Source organism: Streptomyces sp. NPDC001393, from assembly GCF_053597455.1.
In genome coordinates, this window is sequence record NZ_JBSFIH010000011.1 from 174,456 (window position 1) to 191,229 (window position 16,774).

12 protein-coding genes and 3 pseudogenes are annotated in these 16,774 nt (G+C 70.0%); 11 read left to right on the forward strand and 4 right to left on the reverse strand.

Features of this window, described 5'->3' with window-relative positions; genetic code table 11:
- The first annotated feature begins 47 nt into the window (after window positions 1-47).
- The 6 genes from ACWC2T_RS15650 (at window position 48) to ACWC2T_RS15675 (ending at window position 5,310) form a co-directional block, all read left to right on the forward strand.
- Window positions 48-413, forward strand: coding sequence for a hypothetical protein (locus ACWC2T_RS15650; RefSeq protein WP_450670909.1), 366 nt, complete (start codon window positions 48-50; stop codon window positions 411-413).
- A 151-nt stretch (window positions 414-564) separates the two neighbouring features.
- Complete coding sequence (locus ACWC2T_RS15655; protein WP_450670910.1) at window positions 565-1,125, forward strand: DUF2243 domain-containing protein; 561 nt, start codon at window positions 565-567, stop codon at window positions 1,123-1,125.
- Between the two features lie 8 nt (window positions 1,126-1,133).
- Window positions 1,134-1,958, forward strand: coding sequence for a cytochrome c oxidase assembly protein (locus ACWC2T_RS15660; RefSeq protein WP_450670911.1), 825 nt, complete (start codon window positions 1,134-1,136; stop codon window positions 1,956-1,958).
- Window positions 1,959-2,265: 307 nt separating this feature from the next.
- The gene (locus tag ACWC2T_RS15665; RefSeq protein WP_450670912.1) at window positions 2,266-2,454 is read left to right on the forward strand and encodes a hypothetical protein; all 189 of its coding nucleotides are present in this window, start codon (window positions 2,266-2,268) and stop codon (window positions 2,452-2,454) included.
- A gap of 567 nt (window positions 2,455-3,021) precedes the next feature.
- The gene (locus ACWC2T_RS15670) at window positions 3,022-4,281 is read left to right on the forward strand and encodes a phosphatase PAP2 family protein (RefSeq protein ID WP_450670921.1); all 1,260 of its coding nucleotides are present in this window, start codon (window positions 3,022-3,024) and stop codon (window positions 4,279-4,281) included.
- Window positions 4,282-5,169: 888 nt separating this feature from the next.
- Window positions 5,170-5,310: a hypothetical protein gene (locus ACWC2T_RS15675; RefSeq protein ID WP_450670913.1), complete on the forward strand. Its 141-nt coding sequence runs from the start codon at window positions 5,170-5,172 to the stop codon at window positions 5,308-5,310.
- 155 nt (window positions 5,311-5,465) lie between these two features.
- Here the strand turns inward: ACWC2T_RS15675 and ACWC2T_RS15680 are convergent.
- Window positions 5,466-5,594, reverse strand: a pseudogene (locus tag ACWC2T_RS15680) (SRPBCC family protein); the annotation flags it as partial.
- Between the two features lie 116 nt (window positions 5,595-5,710).
- Here ACWC2T_RS15680 and ACWC2T_RS15685 point away from each other — a divergent pair.
- The 4 genes and pseudogenes from ACWC2T_RS15685 to putP all read left to right on the forward strand — a co-directional run.
- Window positions 5,711-6,064: pseudogene (locus tag ACWC2T_RS15685) on the forward strand (FAD-dependent oxidoreductase); the annotation flags it as partial.
- Between the two features lie 367 nt (window positions 6,065-6,431).
- Window positions 6,432-7,693 (forward strand): annotated as a pseudogene (locus ACWC2T_RS15690) (cytochrome P450).
- Between the two features lie 292 nt (window positions 7,694-7,985).
- Window positions 7,986-8,906 (forward strand): SCO1860 family LAETG-anchored protein, encoded by a 921-nt coding sequence (locus tag ACWC2T_RS15695; RefSeq protein ID WP_450670914.1) that lies wholly within the window; start codon window positions 7,986-7,988, stop codon window positions 8,904-8,906.
- A 266-nt stretch (window positions 8,907-9,172) separates the two neighbouring features.
- Entirely contained in the window at window positions 9,173-12,754 is a 3,582-nt protein-coding gene (gene putP, locus ACWC2T_RS15700; protein WP_450670922.1) for a sodium/proline symporter PutP, read from the forward strand.
- Window positions 12,755-12,985: 231 nt separating this feature from the next.
- Here the strand turns inward: putP and ACWC2T_RS15705 are convergent, their stop codons facing one another.
- Both ACWC2T_RS15705 and ACWC2T_RS15710 read right to left on the reverse strand, forming a co-directional pair.
- Window positions 12,986-13,798, reverse strand: coding sequence for a pentapeptide repeat-containing protein (locus ACWC2T_RS15705; protein WP_450670923.1), 813 nt, complete (start codon window positions 13,796-13,798; stop codon window positions 12,986-12,988).
- Window positions 13,799-14,297: 499 nt separating this feature from the next.
- On the reverse strand, window positions 14,298-15,386 hold the full coding sequence (locus ACWC2T_RS15710; protein ID WP_450670915.1) for an alcohol dehydrogenase catalytic domain-containing protein: 1,089 nt from the start codon (window positions 15,384-15,386) through the stop codon (window positions 14,298-14,300).
- Between the two features lie 102 nt (window positions 15,387-15,488).
- On the opposite strand from ACWC2T_RS15710, the gene ACWC2T_RS15715 reads away from it, so the two are divergent.
- The gene (locus ACWC2T_RS15715; protein WP_450670916.1) at window positions 15,489-16,379 is read left to right on the forward strand and encodes a LysR family transcriptional regulator; all 891 of its coding nucleotides are present in this window, start codon (window positions 15,489-15,491) and stop codon (window positions 16,377-16,379) included.
- Window positions 16,380-16,580: 201 nt separating this feature from the next.
- On the opposite strand, the gene ACWC2T_RS15720 is transcribed toward ACWC2T_RS15715, so the two are convergent.
- Window positions 16,581-16,774 (reverse strand): transposase family protein (locus tag ACWC2T_RS15720; RefSeq protein ID WP_450670917.1); only part of this gene is annotated, 194 nt, incomplete at its 5' end.

A 16,774-nucleotide genomic window follows, 5' to 3' on the forward strand; every position in this document is an offset into this window, starting at 1 on the left:
CAGCGGGCGATCGGTGCGCCATGACACCCTGCAGGACGGCCGCGGTAATGAACGCGCCTGCAGTGGCAACGAGTTCGCAGGCCGCCGCCCACGAGGCACGGGCTTGGTGGCTGCAGGTCACCGACACCGCAGCCGCCCAACTCGCCGCTGCCTGCGGCACCAAGCCCGTGCAGCCGGGACAGGCCGCGCCCCGCATTCCGCTGCCCGGCAGCACGTTCGACGACCAACTGGTTGGCTCTCCGCGTACGCCGACTCCGCCGGTGCGCTGCTCGCTCAGCTCCAGGAACGGTCCGGGCTCCCTGGATGCCTTCGTTCACGAAATGGGTGTGGGTGAACAGGTCTGGTTCGGTGCCGGCGAACATCCTGGAGCCGACGCGGCGGTCAACGACGATGTGCCGCCAGGATGCCACTGACCTCGATGTTCTCCGTTGCGCAGCAATGGATCGCGCGCGATGGGCGATGTGGCTGAAGCCGTACGGACAGTTGATTGAGATGGGCCGGACGGGAAACCGTTCCGGAGGTTCTGACTCCGACTCACACTGCCGATGGGACGGACAACAGGTGATGGCCATAACGGCGGGCAAGGCCCCCGCGCTTCCGGCGGCGCCTCTGCGGCTGCCCGGAATTGTCCTCGGGATTGGCCTCGGCGGGTTTGCCGACGGCATTCTGCTGCACCAGCTCCTGCAGTGGCACCACATGCTCACCAGCACCAACCACGACCACATCGGGGTGAAGTACTACGACCCCCACACGGTGTCGGGGCTGGAGATGAACACCGTGTGGGACGGCATCTTCCACACGGTGTGCTGGATCGCCGTACTGGTGGGCCTGGCCGTCCTGTACTCGCGGGTCACGCACAACCGGCGAGCGGTGTGGACCTCGCGGGTCCTGTGGGGCTGGATCCTGGCCGGCTGGGGCTTGTTCAACCTGGTCGAAGGCCTCCTGGACCACCAGATCCTCGGCATCCACCACGTCCGGGGCGGCCCTCACCAGGCATGGTGGGACGCCGGCTTCCTCGCCCTGGGTGCCCTGTTCCTGATCAACGGGTATCTGGTGCAGCGCAGTGGTCGGCCCTTCGACTCCGAGGCCGGCCGTGGTGGCGAGCGGGCCGGAGAGCGCGCCTGATGGGCCCGATGCATCAGCACGGGGAGAGCGGCGGCGACCTGCCCGGAGCAGTGCTGACGGGGTTGGTCCTCCTCGGCGTCGCCGGTGCCTATCTGCTCGCCGCACGGCGCGCCCGACGCCGCAACCCCGTACAGGGCTGGAGCGCCTGGCGGTCGGCGTCCTTCCTCACCGGGCTGGCGCTGCTCGCCGTCGCGCTGCTGCCGCCGCTGGCATCCGCTGCGCACTCCGATTTCCGTGGGCACATGGCCCAGCACATGCTCATCGGCATGTACGCGCCCCTGGCGCTCGTGCTGGCCGCGCCGGTCACGCTCGTGCTGCGTACGCTGCCCCGCGATCAAGCCCGCAGAGTGGCCGTCGTACTGCACAGCCCACCGGCCCGACTGGTGGCACGTCCCGGTGCAGCGATCACGCTGAGTACCGGAACCTTGGGAGTGCTGTACTTCACGCCCCTGTACAACGCCGCAATGGCCCACCCGGCGGGCCATTGGCTCCTGCACGCCCACTTCCTGGTGTCAGGCTGCCTGTTCGCCCACGTCATCGCCGGGCCCGACCCCACGCCCACCCGGCCCGGTGTGCGCAGTCGGCTGGTGTACCTGGGCATCGCCATCGCCGCGCACGCCCTGATCGCACAGGCCATGTACGGCGGATTCCTCATCGACGTCCACGCCCCCATCGACCAGGTCCAGCAAGGCGCGGAGATCATGTACTACGGAGGCGACATCGCCGAACTCCTGCTGGCCGGCGCGCTGGTGGCAACCTGGCGACCCGAGCGCCGCACCACGGCAGCCGGGTGGCACGGCCGACCAGGCATCAGCGCGCCGACACCGCGCTGAAGGCCGGCCGCCGGGCGAGCATCGAACCGGCACCTGCCAGGCTTGCGATCCTGCAATGGCCTTGGCCGCTGCGATGGTCCGGGCCTGGATCAGGAGTCCGGCGGGGCCTTGTAGAGCCGTACCGTGGCGGCGATTTTCCGTATGGTCGCGTCCGATACCTCGCCGGGCACGTTCGTGGTGAACGGCTTGACAGCGCCGGTCTTCACCTTCGTCCGGTCCGGCTGGGTGTACGCACCGTACGCCCATCGCGACATTGCGTATCGCGATGAGCGGTTTGTCGTTCGGGCCCCCGTCCTTGGAGACATAGGTGACCCAGCCGGCGGACTGGATCTCCCATTGGGGCGGGACATCGAAGGCGATTCCCTGGGTCGGATTCGTCACGACGTTCCAGCCCTTGATCGTGGACGTCTGGGCGTCGGCTCCGCGAGGGTTGGCGGAACTCTGCGACGGCGACGCGGTGTTCGCCGGCTTCGGGTCGGGGCCGTCGTGCTTCTGACCGCCGAGCACGAGGAATCCGGTGACGCCCGACGCGAGTACGACGGCCGCCGCAGCGATGACGGCGACGAGTCCGGTCCGGTTCCGGCCGCCCCCCCGTCGGCGGCGGCACGGATCCGCCAGCGGCCGGCTGCGTCGGCAACTGCCAGGGCTGAGGCTGTTGGTACGGGTTCGGCTGGCTTCCGACCGGGGGCTGCTGCGCATTCCGCCCGAACGTCGACGACTGCTCTCCTGGCGACATGCGCCGCAACCATACGGACCCTTCCGGGGAGGGTTCCCCTGGCTCGGACGCCGGGTCCGTCAGGGCGGGTTGACCAGAGGCGGCGGGTAACCGGGCACCACGTCGAAGTCGTACACCTCGCACACTGTGCAGAACCCCTCGGGTAGCATGATCGAACTTACGGGGAGCTTCCTCATCGCTTGACCTTGACCACTTTGCTTAACATCACATAAATCGGCCAAACAATTGATATCTATCGCGTCGCGGGTGTTTTCGCGAATAAAGTCCAGAACTGACTTCGCTGCTTGGCGTGAGCCACGGGTGGCACTGTGGGTCGCGGCGGGCGGGATGGCCCTCGGATTCCTCGTCGCCCTGGAGGTCTCCGCAAGGTGCTACGGCCTGCCGGGACCGATCACCAATCAGGCGCGGGAGGTGATATGCCCGCCCAAATCCGGTTTTCTGTTGTATGCCAGTATGGCGTTGATGATGGTGGTGCTCACCTGGCGGCAGCGGTTCATTGCGGCTGGTGCGGCGATCGGCATTGACGCCGCATTTTTGGTGGTGCGGTGGGCGTTTGGCATCAGGATCAGCGACGGTCACCCCTTCGGTAACGGCGCCTTGTGGGTGATTTTGGGTTATGCGGTCATTGCTGTCACGCACCGAAAGGGCCGGGAACGTGTTCTGCTGTTGAAGGGCGTCGGGCTGGGCCTGCTGCTCGTGGCCGGCCGCAAGGCCGGCGATATCTGGCTACTGATCACATCGAAGACCAGACCGACAGTGTTCGACCAGTACGCGGCGACCGCCGATCACGCGCTGGGCAACCCGTCGTGGCTGGCAGGCCGGATCGTCAGGGCCAGCGGCCCGATCGGTGCCCATGTTCTCAATTACGTCTACATTCAGCTTGCGGTGGCCGCAGTCGTCGTCGCGGCATACCAGCTGCGAAATGTTGCTGTCGAACGTCGATTCCCGAGCCACCATCTGGTGCGCACCTTTCTGGTCATCGGCGTGCTCGGCCCCGGAATCTACATGATCTTCCCGGTCGTCGGACCCGTCTTCGCCTACGGCGCCGGGGGCGGGCACTGGGCGGTGGCCGACCTGTGGCCCAACGCGCTGCCGCCGATAAATACCCCGCACCAGATTCCGTTCGACGAGATCACCCCGCGGAACTGTATGCCGAGCCTGCACACGGCGTGGGCCACCGCGATTTTCATTCATTCCCGCAAGGGTCCACGGATTCTGCGATTCGCGGGCACGTTCTGGCTGATTGCTACGCTGGGCGCAACGCTGGGATTCGGCTATCACTATGGCGTGGATCTCGTTGCCGGTGTGGTGTTTGCACTCACGATCGAGGCAGCTCTGCGCTCGCTCGAACGTGGTTGGGACCGGTCAGGAACCCGGCTGGTCGCTCATGGCGCAACGGTTTTCGTCGCGCTGTTGCTGGCATATCGGTATCTGCCGGTGGAGATGGCCAAACATCCGTGGGTGTTCGGGCCACTTCTCATTCTGGCGATGGTTTCCGTGGTCCATGGGTACGTACGGACCACCAGGCTGTGGGACCCGGAGGCTCGACCAGTGACCCAACCGGAACCGCAACCCGAACCCGTTTGAAACCCTCCGGTCACCTCCGTCAGTTCCCGCACTCGCCGGCGAGTGCCGGGTCCCCGCGGCCGTGGCCCATCGGTCCGGCCGTTCACCTGCTGGGTCTGGCGGCGTGCAGGATGTGCCAGGAGGGGCTGAGCCGCAACTTGGGGTAGCTGCTGGTGCGCAGTTCCCAGCCACCGTCCGCGCCACGAAGGTGCAGCGGTAGGTGGCGAGGAACTGCCCGCCGGGGCGGAGGGCGGTGGCGACCTCGTGCAGAAGCTGAGAGATGTCCGCTTTGGGGGGCAGGTGGGGCAGAGTGTCGCCGATGCACACGATCACGGCGGCCGCCCGGGAGAGCCTGGCGGATGTCGCGGTGCACTGGCCGGATCGCTCGGGCGACGCCCGCGGCGGCGGCGTGTGCGGTGAGCTCGTCCAGCAACCGGGCGTTGGTGTCCACGGCGATCACCGGGGCGTAGCCGAGGCGGGCCGGCTCGAGGGTCTGCGGGCCGGGGCCGCAGCCGAGGTGGACCGCGATGTCCCTGCCACCCACCGTGGCGCCGACCTGCCAAGCCCGCCTCCTGCAGCAGTGCGGCCTGCCCGGAAGCTACCGCCTCGATGTCGCTGAGCATCCACGTGTAGTGCTCCGCAAGCAGGCGCTCAGAGTGCGGGTGACGGTGCTGTCCTGCAGGCCGATCCGGTCCGCCAGTTCGCCCATGCGCAACGTCGGCCCGCTGTCTGGCCGGGAAAGCGCGCACAGCGCCCGATACAGCAAGTAAATGGGGGCCGGAGCGCTGGTCGGCCAACGGGCAGGTCGGCTCCCGCTCGACTGAACCCCCGATCGGAACGGCGTGTCGGGGCAGGCTTGGCTGTCGGCTCGGGTCAGGGTGGTCAGTGCCGTCGTCGTCGGGAGGAATCGTGAAGCGTCGTCTCCTCGCGGTCGTGGCTCTTGCCGTGGCCGGGCTGGTGCTGTCCGCGGTATCGGCTGCGGCTCGGGACGGTCGTGGCGACATGGAGAGCAACGACTGGAACATCCCGCTCACGAACATCGGCGTGTAGGCCGAGGACTCTGGATTGAAGAGGCTGGGGGAGACGGAAGGCTCTCCGCCACCCTGGCCGGCGGCCACAGACATCGGCGGCAGTCGGCCTCCGCCGGGTCCAGTCCCCCCCCAAAACCCGGCGAAGTAGCGGATGGCCGTAACCCCAGGGCGCAATCACTGTCCCTCCGGTCTGATGCGCCCGCGCCACGCTCCGGACTCTTCACCGCGCTGCTCGATGTACTGCTTGAAGCGCTTCATGGCGCCCTTGATGCGCCGGTCGAGTGTGCCCAGCACGTCCGCGGCCCGCCCGCGCACCGTCAGCACTGCTTCCGGGTGGACGCGGCGCTCCGACGCGGTCGTGCTGGCCACCGGCGTCCGCCCGCGCCCCTTCCTCGGCGCGGAGGGCCTGCACGGCGTCCATGTGGTGCGCACCCTGGAGGACGCGGTCGCGCTGCGCGACGCCGTCGCCCACCACCACTGTGCTCGTCGCGGCCGAGTTGCTCGGCCGGGTGCACGCCGAGTACGGCGTCCGGCTGGGCCTCGGTACGGCGGTCGACCGGCTGACGGAGCAGCAGGGAAAGGTCCGTGGCGTTCGGTTGGAGACCGGCGAGGTGCTGCTCGCGGACGTGGTGGTGGTCGCGATCGGCTCCGTGCCGGTGACCGACTGGCTGCAAGGCAGCAGTCTGGTGCTGGACAACGGTGTGGTGTGCGACTCCCGCTGCCGGGCCTCCGCCGAGGGCATCTACGCGGTCGGCGACGTCGCCCGCTGGCACCACGAGGGGCTCGGCGTCCTGCTGCGGCTGGAGAACCGGACGAACGCCACCGAGCAGGCCGGCGCCGTCGCCGGCAACATCCTCGGCGAGGACCGCCCCTACACCCCCGTCCCGTACTTCTGGACCGACCAGTTCGACGTCAAGATCCAGGTGTACGGCACGCTTTCCGCCGACGCCGATGTCGAGATCGTGGCCGGCTCCGAGAGCGACCGCCGGTTCGTCGCCCCTTTACCGGCAGGGCGGCAGGCCCACCGGCGTCCTCGGTTGGAACATGCCCAAGCAGACCCGCCTGCACCGCCAGATCCTCGTCGATGCGGCCCTCCAATCCCTTGCGCTCCAGCGCTGAGCCCCCGTCACCGGAGCAGACATGACCACCTCACTCGCAACCGGCCCGGCGCCGGCCGCCATCCCCGACTTTCCCGAACCCCGTTCCGCCCGCTGCCCGTTCGACCCCTCCCCTCAGATGCGCGGCCTGGCCGCACTCGGCCCGGTGCTGCGGGTCCGGACCTGGGACGGCAGGACCCCGTGGGTGGTGACCAGCCACGCCGAGCAGAAGGCGCTGCACTCCGACCACCGGCTGAGCGTGGACTTCGCCGCGCCCGACTTCCCCAGCCCGGTCGCCCACCACGGCGGCGACGGCCACGCCGACGGGGAGGACAGCCATGGCGCCACCGACCTGAGCTTCGTCGGTATGGACGACCCACGAGCACGTCCGGCTGCGCCGGATGGTCAGCGGCGCCTTCACCATCAAACGGGTCGAGGCCATGCGCCCCGCCGTGCAGGAGATGGTCGACGGCTTCATCGACCGCCTGCTCGCCGGGCCCAGGCCGGTCGACCTGGTCCGGGCGTTCTCGCTGCCAATCCCGTCGCTGGTGATCTCCGAACTGCTCGGAGTGCCGTACGACGACCACGAGTTCTTCCAGGTCAACAGCAAGACCCTGGTCTCCCTCACCGCCACCCCCCGCCGAACGGCACGCCGCGCACACCGCCCTGGCCGAGTACCTGGACCGGCTGGTCGGCGAGAAACCCGCCAATCCGGCCGAGGACCTGCTCTCCCGGCTCGCCGCGCAGCTCAAGGCCGGTGAGCTGACCCGCCGTGAGGTCGCCGTCATGGGCGTCCTGCTGCTGCTCGGCGGTCACGAGACCACCGCCAACATGATCACCCTGGGCACCCTGCTGCTGCTCCAGCACCCGGACCAGGCTGCCCGCGTCCGCGACGCCGAGGACCCCGAGGTCGTCGTCGACGCGGTCGAGGAGCTGCTGCGCTTCCTCACCATCGCCCACCTCGGGCGTCGCCGCACGGCGCTGGAGGACATCGAGATCGCCGGGCAGACCATCCGCAAGGGCGAGGGCGTGATCATGCTCGGCGAACTCGCCAACCGCGACCCTGCCGTCTTCCCCGACCCGGACCGACTGGACCTCACCCGCGACGCCCGCCGGCACCGGGCGTTCGGCGCCGGCACCCACCACTGCATCGGCCAGCCGCTGGCCCGGACGGAGCTGCAGGTGATCTACCCGGCCCTGCTGCGCCGCATCCCCACGCTGCGACTGGCGACCGAACTGGACCAGGTCCCGTTCAAGTACGACGCCGTGATCTACGGCGCCCACGAGCTCCACGTCACCTGGTGACCGGGGCGTTCTGAGAGCTCTCAGGAGCGGCCGGGGTCAGTTGCTCGGCTCTGGCCGCCCCACGCCGTGCCCGCGACCCCGACGGCGAAGGGCGTCGCGCTCGTCGACCGCGCACGAGAAGCGATTCAAACAGGAGTCCCCGAACTTCTCCCTTGCGGTGAAGGTGCCGTGTGGCATCCGATCGGCCGCTCCATGCCTCTGCAGGATGGGAGGCCGCTGTCTGCCCGCCGGGCCACCGGCCGGTGCGGACGGCACCCCTGGGGACTCTCATCTCGCACAAGGATCACGCACGTTGACCAGAATCTCAGTCCTGCCCCTGTCTGCCCGCCGCCTCGCTGCCCTGGCGGCCGTCGGCTTCCTCGTGGCCTGCCCGGCCGTCGCAGGACCGGCCGGCGCCGCCCCGGCCGCCGACGCGTCGAAGGGCAGTGCCACCGCAGTGGCGTTCCGCGCCGCACTGGACGTCTCAGGGCCGACCAGAACGGTGCCCCTGCATGTCTCGCTCAACGCGGTCCAGGCTCCGGCCACCGCCGAGAAGAAGACCCTCGACATCTCCCTCGACAAGGTCAACGACGACCACCCGGTCAATCTTCTGCAGGCCGACGTCGCCAAGGCCAGAGCCGAGGTCACGAGCGGCAGGGCGCAGGGAACCACCCACCTCGTACGGGCCAGGGTCCATGTGCCGGGGCTGCCGCTGCTGCCCGTGGTGGAGGTGGAGGAGGTGACGGCCACGGCGACCTGTGTCGCCGGACAGCAGCCGACCGCCGAGTCCCATGTCCTCGGCCCCCTCACGTCCCTGGGCAGGCCGCTGCCGGTCACGGACCGCGCCACCACCCTGGAGGTTCCCGACGTCGGCACGGTACGGCTCGCCCTCGCCAGCAGGGAGACGACCAGCAGCACGGCCGCCGCCACCTCGCTCCAGCTGCAGGTCTCGGTGGACCCGTTGCGGCTCGGCGTCGAGAAGGTGGCGGGCACCGTGACCCTGGCACAGGCCACCTGCCGGTCTCCCCACACCACCACCCGGGCGGTCACCCCGGCAGCGCCGGGGCGTTCGGCGCCCCGCCCGCAGATCGTCCGCCACTCCAAGGAGGGCGACCTGGCGAAGACCGGCGCCGGCGCGCTCACCCCGTACGTCCTCGCGGCGGGCGCGGTCCTGGCCATCGTGGGCGCGGGAGCCATGGCACTCGCCCGCAGGCGCAGCCGTAGCAACGCCTGACGTTTCCCACGGACACCGGCTCGGGCCGGAGCGGCACCCCGGGGTCGGGCCCGGCCCGGCCCCCTCGCCGGTCACCCTCCGACTCGGCCGACGCCGTCCAGGGCCATGGTGCCCCGAGCCGTCGGCCGTACCGCCGAAGGCTGCTGCGGCGGGTGCGAGCGATACGCGGCTGACACTGGATGGAATCTGTACATTTGTCCAGTAGGGGCAGGGGCTGTCAGGTGTGCGGCGGTCCCGTGCTCAGGAACGTCGCAGGCGAGGACGACATGTTCCACTTGAGTGCGCCGATCGTGGCCACATTCCTCGTGTATGTGGCCCTCATGATCGGGACAGGTGTCTGGGCCTACAGCCGCACTCACACCCTCGCCGACTTCGCCCTCGGGGGCCGCAGGCTCAGGGCCCTCGTCGCCGCCCTGTCCGCCGGGGCCAGCGACATGTCCGGCTGGCTGTTCCTCGCGTTCCCCGGAGCGGTGTACGCGGCCGGCGTCGGCGCCAGCTGGATCGCCGCCGGGCTGGTGATCGGCACCTATCTCAACTGGCTGTTCGTCGCGCCCAGGCTGCGCACCTACACCGAGCGGGCGGGGAACGCCGTGAGCCTGTCGGCCTATCTGGAGGAGCGTTTCGAGGACCGCACCCGACTGCTGCGGATGGTGTCGGCAGCGGTCACCCTTGTGTTCTTCACCGTCTACGTCGCCAGCGGGCTGGTGGCCGGCGGGCTGCTCTTCGAGGACGTCTTCAACGTGCGGTTCGGGCTCGGGGTGACCCTGACCGCCCTGGTGATCGTCATCTACTCGTGCCTGGGCGGCTTCCTCGCCGTCAGCCTCACACACGTGATGCAGGCCACGCTGATGTTCCTCGGCTTGCTCGTGGTTCCGGTCGTCGGGATCGCCGCGCTGGGCGGCTTCGGGGCACTGCGCGACACCCTCAACAGCAAGACGCCCGACCTGCTGGACATGGGTGCCAGGGCCGACTTCACGGACGGACACTGGTCGTCGGGCGGATCCCTCGGCGCGGTGGCGATCATCTCGTTGCTCGCCTGGGGCCTCGGCTACTTCGGACAGCCGCATATTCTGGCCCGCTTCATGGGCATCCGCAGCACCCGTGACATCCCCACGGCCCGTCGTATCGGAACCGGATGGGTCATCGTCGTGCTCGCCGGCGCCACGCTCGTCGGCCTGGTGGGCATCGCGCAGGCAGGCGTGGCGCTCGGCGACCCGCAGTCGGTGTACATCAACCTCAGCGGCACACTGCTCGACCCATGGGGCGCAGGGGTGATGCTCATCGCCGTACTGGCCGCCATCATCTCGACCGCCGACAGCCAGCTCCTGGTGTCGTCCGTCGCTCTCACCGAGGACGTCTACCACGCGTTCCTCCACCGGCGAGCCTCGGACAGGACACTGGTGTGGGTCGGCCGCACCGCCGTCGTCGTCGTGACCCTGGTGGCCTTCGTGATCGCCCTCAGGGGCGGCGGGCTCCTGGGCATCGTCGCCTACGCCTGGGCGGGCTTCGGGGCCGCCTTCGGCCCGGTCGTCCTTCTCTCCCTGTACTGGCCGCGCATGACCTGGGCGGGGGCCATGGCCGGAATCGTGTCGGGTGCGGCCACGGTGCTGCTCTGGAAGAAGATCAATCCGCTGCTCGGACCTTTCGAGTCGGGCATTTACGAGATGGTCCCGGGCGTCCTGGTCGCCACGGTCGCCGCAGTGGTTTTCGGCAGATTCGTCGGCCGGCCTCCGAAACGGGCGTTCTGGCGGATGCCGGGCGGCGGAGTGAGCCAGCTGATGCTCACCCCCTTCCTCACCCACGCACCCGTCGGCATCGCCGTCCTGGACACCGATCTGCGGTATGTGTGGGTGAACGAGCCACTGGACCGCCAGATCCCGCTCGAGCGACGGCTGGGACGGCGCATGGCGGACGTGCTGCCGCAGGCGGAGGCCGAGGCCTTCGAGGAGAAGATGCGCGGGGTTCTGGAGAGCGGGGCTCCGGTGATGGACTTCGAGTACCGCGGTGCCGCTTCCACGGAGCCCGACCGCAGCCGTGCCGTCTCCGCCTCCTTCTTCGCGATGAAGGACCGCCACGGCCGGAACGTGGGCGTCTGGTACATGGTCATCGACGTCACCGAGCGCTGGCGCGCCCAGGAACGCCTTGCCCTGCTCAACGACGCAGCCGCCCGCATCGGCAGCACCCTGGACGTGACCCGGACCGCGCAGGAACTGGCCGACGACGCCGTGCCGTCCGTCGCCGACTTCGTCGCGGTCGACCTGCTGGACTCGGTCATGCGGGGCGAGGAGCCCGCCCCCGGCCCGGTGGGCATGGCGCCGGTCATCCGCCGCGCGGCGCAGCAGTCGGTGCGCGAAGGCTGTCCCGAGGCGTCCCTGGCCGTGGGGGAGACGGTCCGACGCGCCCCTTCGTCGCCCGTGACCCGGTGCCTGCTGGAGAGCAGGACCCTCGTCGAACGGATCCTGGACCGCGCCAACAGCCCGTGGGTGACCGTGGACGAGTCGCTCGGCGCCTCTCTCCTCGACTACGACTTCCACTCGGTGATGGTCGTCCCGGTGCGGGCGCGCGGCGTGACCCTCGGGGTGGCCACGTTCGCCCGGTCCGGGCGGGTGGGGCCCTTCGAGGAGGACGACGTACGTCTCGCGGAGGAACTCGTCTCCCGCGCGGCGGTGTGCATCGACAACGCGCGCCGCTACACCCGCGAGCGCACCGCGGCCCGTTCCATGCAGCGTTACCTCATGCCCCAGGGTCTGACCGGAGGGTCCGCTCTGGAGGTGGCCTCGTGGTATCTCCCGGCGGACGTCCCCACCGGCGTGGGCGGCGACTGGTTCGACGTGATCCCGCTCTCCGGAGCACGGGTCGCGCTGGTCGTCGGGGACGTGGCCGGGCACGGCATCAACGCGGCGGCGACCATGGGGCGCCTGCGCACGGCCGTACGCACGCTCGCCAACCTCGATCTCTCCCCGGACGAACTGCTGGCCCATCTCGACGACCTGGTCATCGGCCTCATGGGGGCGCACGACAGCGACACGTCGACGACCGCCGAAGACGGGGCGGCAGGCACCGCATTCATGGGCGCCACCTGCTTGTACGCCGTCTACGACCCGGTCAGCAGATGGTGCACGCTGGCCCGGGCCGGTCACCTCCCCCCGGTGATCGTCGGCCCCGACGGCGGCGCCGACATCATGGACCTCCCCGCCGGACCGCCACTCGGCCTCGGGTACCTCCCCTTCCAGTCCGTCGAACTGGAACTGCCCGAGGGCAGTCTGATCGCGCTCTACACCGACGGCCTCATCGAGTCCTTCGACCGGGACATCGACGTCGGACTCACCCGGCTGGGCGATGTGCTCACGGTGCCCCGCCCGACACTGGAGGAGACCGGCCGCAAGGTGATCGACGACCTCCTGACCGGTCAGCCGCCCGACGATGCGGCCCTGCTGCTGGCCCGGACCCGCGTCCTGGCCCCGGACCACGTGGCCTCCTGGGACCTGCCCAGCGATCCGGCCGCCGTCGCCCATGCCCGCGCCCTCGTGACAAACCGGCTGACGGAGTGGGGCATCCCCGATCTGACGTTCACCACGGAACTCATCGTGAGCGAACTGGTCACCAACGCCATCCGCCATGCGACCGGACCGATCTGTCTCCGCCTGATCCGGGACCGCGGACTGATCTGCGAGGTCTCCGACACCAGCAGCACCTCCCCACGCCTGCGCCATGCCAGGACCACCGACGAGGGAGGACGCGGCCTGCTGATCGTCGCCCAGCTGGCCCACCGCTGGGGCACCCGCTACACCAAGACGGGCAAGATCATCTGGGCGGAACAGCCCGTCCCGGCCGCCACGATCACCTAGGAGCACGCCGAGGCGGCGCAGGGTCCGCGCGAGGTGGGAAAGGCCGGGCACCGATGTTGGGGTGAGGGGGGTGAGGCCAGTGCCTCGATCAGGCCCGATCCGGGGTACGGCACGTTCACCGGGCTCCTGATGCTGCCCGGCCGGTCGGGGGCGGAGCGCGCCTGGACCGCTTCGACGGGCGGTGGCCGGTCCGTCACGTGCTGGTGGCGACCCCGGTGGTGATCCCCGTGCCTACCAGTGAGCGGGCCGGCTGAGCGTGCGAGGCAGCTGGGTCGCTGCGTCTCCCCTGGCCGCGTTCAACTGTGCCTGGGTGAGGAACAGGGCGCCGGTGAGATCGGCCCCCCTGAGGTCGGCATCGCGCAGGTCGGCCCCGATCAGGTCGGCGCCGCGCAGATCGGCCCCGACGAGATCGGCGGCGACGAGCAGGGCGCCGCGCAGGCTCGCCCCCCTGAGGTCGGCGCCGACCAGCTTTGCGCCCATCAGGTCCGCTCCGCGGTGGTTCTTCTTGCGGCCCGGGACCTGGGCCCGGGCCAGCTCGCTGGCCCGCAGCAGCAGCGTGTTGACCTCGCCGCGCAGCGCGTTCACATCGAGCCCGATGATCGACTCGGCGCTGCCCCGGGTCAGGCGGTCGATACGGGCCAGGGCCCGCCGCAGCTCCTTGTGGACGGGGCGGGCCGGTGCGAGGCCGAGAGCCTCGGTGACGTACCAGAGCAGCTCGTGCAGCTGCCGCATGACCGGGAAGACCTCGAACATGGAGCGCGCCGTCTCCGGTGCCCGACGCCAGTCGGTGCCGCCGAAGGTGATCTGGGACACCTTCTGTCCGGCGCCGAAGCAGTCGAAGACGGTGCAGCCGGGGTAGCCCTTGTCACGCAGGTGCGCGTGGATGCCGCAGCGGAAGTCCGACTGGAGGTTCGAACACGGCTGCCCCGCCGGCTTGTTGACGGCGAAGTCGGCCGAGCGGGCGAACGGCAGGGCCACGCAGCACAGACCGAAACAGCCGGCACAGTCGGCCTGCAGGTCCTGACGGTCCCGGAGACCGTGCAGGTCCTGGCGGTCCGGGGAGGGCTCGCGCTCGCATACGGCTCTGCGGTCCCGGGATGCCGTGTGATTGCCGGACGCCGTACGGTCGTCTCCCCTTTGGTCCGGCCGCTTGTTCCGTGACTGTCGGCTCGGCCTGGCCTGTTGGCCAGCTCGGGAGGGGCGCCCCTGCCCGCCGACGCCAGTGGACGGCTCGCGTCCTCCTGCGGAGGAAGGCTGCGTGCGGCCCCCGGAGGAAGAGGGGGATCCGTGCTGTGGCGACACCGTGCGTGCTCCTGTGGGGCGATGACCACCGCATGCCGCGGCGCTCCGAGAACGCCGTCCATTCTCGCAGACGGCATACAACCCCCGAGACTCGCAGACGGCACGCGATACCCGGGCGATCCCGGTCGCTCTCACTCGGCTTGAAGCGGTCGTACGTAGGGTGACTGGCTTCGTTCATTTCAAATAGCAGCGAATGTTCGTCCGTTCGGGCAGCAGTTGGTGATCTTGAGGCTCATGGTTGTCAGCGAGCCGGTGGGGTGAGGGTGGTGCGGTCGAACGGGCCGCCATGTGAGGCGGCGTACGTGACGGCGTCGTTGACGGCGTTGAGGCCGAACGACCGGACCCGTTCGGCGGCGAGGTCCAGGGTGCCCGAGGCGAGGAGCCGGATGATGCCGACGTTCGCTGTACGCGGGTACATCCACTGGCCGCGCACGGTGATCGAGTTGCGCATAATCCACGGGTACGGGAGGGCAAGGTCGTCGCCGCCGAGCATGCCGACGCCGCCCATGAGAACGACGCGGCCGTATTCGCGCACGGTCATGGCTGCCGTGCGCGCTGCCGAGCTGGGTGCGCTCGGCGGTAGCAGGTCGATCACCATGTCGATCGGGCCGTCGGCCGCCGCGGACATCGCCGCGCGGTCGCCGGCCTCGTCCCCGGTGAGCGGGACCGGGCGCACGAGCGGACCGAACCGGTCGGCGAGGAGGTCGAGCGCGGCCTGGTTGCGGCCTGGGGCCACCACGCGGCCCGCCCCCATGGCGAGCGCGACCGCAACCGCACTGCTGCCGAGGTTGCCGGTGGCCCCGCTGACGAGCAGCGTCTCACCGGCTGCGAGCCCGCCGGCCAGCAGCCCGCCGTAAGGGATGACGTGCACGCCGAGCGCGGCCCAGCGAGCCGGGTCGTCCCCCGCCGCTGCGGGGAGCGGGAAGACGTTCTCCGTCGGGACCCGCATGAGCTCGGCGAACGATCCGTCGTGCAGGTACCGGGCGAGGCGCGCGCCGCCCTCGCCGCGGGAACTCCAGCCCTGGAGCGTGATGTCGGGCGTCAGGGCGTCATCCCGCGAGCGCACCGTCGAGTCGCACCACACCAGGTCGCCGGGGCGCAGCCGGGTGGCGTCCGGGCCCACGTGGACGACGCGTCCCACGCCGCCGACCCCGGGCACGACGGGAGGGACGAGGGGATAGTTCCGCTCGCCGCTGAAGACCTCAGCCGCGTAGGGCGCCACGCCGGCGGCGAGGACCTCGACCACCACCTCGCCGCCGCCGGCCTCGGGGTCGGGAACCTCCCGCACCGTGAGCGGGGCACCGAACTGCGTCAGAACTGCTGCTCGCACGTGATGACCTCCGTGTTCGTCCGTGTTCGTCGGGATCGACACTAGGAACCCGGCGGGCATGCGGGAAGCGACGATCAAGCATCTGTGGTATGCGTATCCCGCATGGACATCTCCAGCACAGGCCTACGGGTCCTGCGGCAGATCGCCGAGTCCGGCAGCTTCACCGCAGCAGCCACCCGGCTCGGCTACACACAGTCGGCGGTCTCACGCCAGGCCGCCCTCGAACGAAGCGCGGGCACCGCCCTGTTCGAACGCCGCCCTGACGGAGTGCGGCTCACCCCCGCGGGTCTGACTCTGTTGCGCCACGCTCGCACGATCCTGGACTGTCTGACGGCGGCCGAGCGCGACCTCACCGGCACCGTCTCGCGTACCGAACGGGTGCGGCTCGGACTGTTCCTGAGCGCGGGCGCGGCCATCCTGCCTCTCTCACTCACCCGCCTCGCGGCGACCGACCCGCAGATCACGGTCACGACTACCGAGGGCACCACGCCCTCCCTGGTCCGGGCACTGCGCGCGGGCTCGATCGACCTTGCCGTGCTGACGTCCCGCCCGCCCCACCGGCCTTTGGACGGCGAGTCGCCGCGCCTGCACGTCGAGACCGTTACGGACACCGAACTGGTCGTGGCGGTGCCTTCGACCGGAGAGTTCGCCGGCCGCACCGCGGTGCACGTCGACGAACTGATCGACGCCCCGTGGATTGCCGCCCCGGCGTCGAACGCCGAGCCACTGCTCGGCGTCTGGCCTGGCCTGCCCGGACGGCCGGACATCGTCCACTGCGCGCGCGACTGGCTGACGAAGCTTCAGTTGGTCGCCGGTGGCTTCGGGGTGACAACGGTGCCCTCGCGGCTCTCGCCGGTGCTGCCGCCCGGGGTGAGCCTGCTGCACGTCGAAGGCGCACCTCCCGAGATCCGCCGGGTTCTCGTGGCGCGGCTCCCCGGCCGCCCCACCCCGGCGATCACAGCCGTCACCCGAGCAATTGCCTCGACCACCTGATACGTGCCGCCGGCCGTCAGACTCGGTGCGGTAGCCCGCCGAGGGCGCGCCCTATCACGTGTACCTCGGCATTAGCCAGGGCCCTTTCAGCGGGAGCACCCCGCTGCTGCCCGCGCAAGTACCCCAGTGACGTCGAAACTCGTGAACATGACTAGGGCGTAGATCTGGGTGCCTCCCAGACCCGTGAACAACTGAGCCCTTTCAGCGTTGCCTCTCCAGAGTGAGGATGGCTTTGGCGATGACGGCCATGAGGTTGGGGCTGCAACGCGCTCTGCGGAAGATCCGCCAGGACTTCAGTCGGGCGACTCCGCGTTCGACGGGTGCCCGGGCCGCGGACAGGGCACGGTTGACGGTCCGCTCGGTGGGGGTGAGTTCGCCGTTGGGCGGGCGGCGCT

Bases quoted from the DNA above. Each gene is read 5' to 3' on its own strand.
- ACWC2T_RS15660 (WP_450670911.1), top strand. From the start codon at position 1,134: ATGCATCAGCACGGGGAGAGCGGCGGCGACCTGCCCGGAGCAGTGCTG.
- ACWC2T_RS15655 (WP_450670910.1), top strand. From the start codon at position 565: ATGGCCATAACGGCGGGCAAGGCCCCCGCGCTTCCGGCGGCGCCTCTG.
- ACWC2T_RS15670 (WP_450670921.1), top strand. From the start codon at position 3,022: ATGGCCCTCGGATTCCTCGTCGCCCTGGAGGTCTCCGCAAGGTGCTAC.
- ACWC2T_RS15650 (WP_450670909.1), top strand. From the start codon at position 48: ATGAACGCGCCTGCAGTGGCAACGAGTTCGCAGGCCGCCGCCCACGAG.
- ACWC2T_RS15715 (WP_450670916.1), top strand. From the start codon at position 15,489: ATGGACATCTCCAGCACAGGCCTACGGGTCCTGCGGCAGATCGCCGAG.
- putP (WP_450670922.1), top strand. From the start codon at position 9,173: ATGTTCCACTTGAGTGCGCCGATCGTGGCCACATTCCTCGTGTATGTG.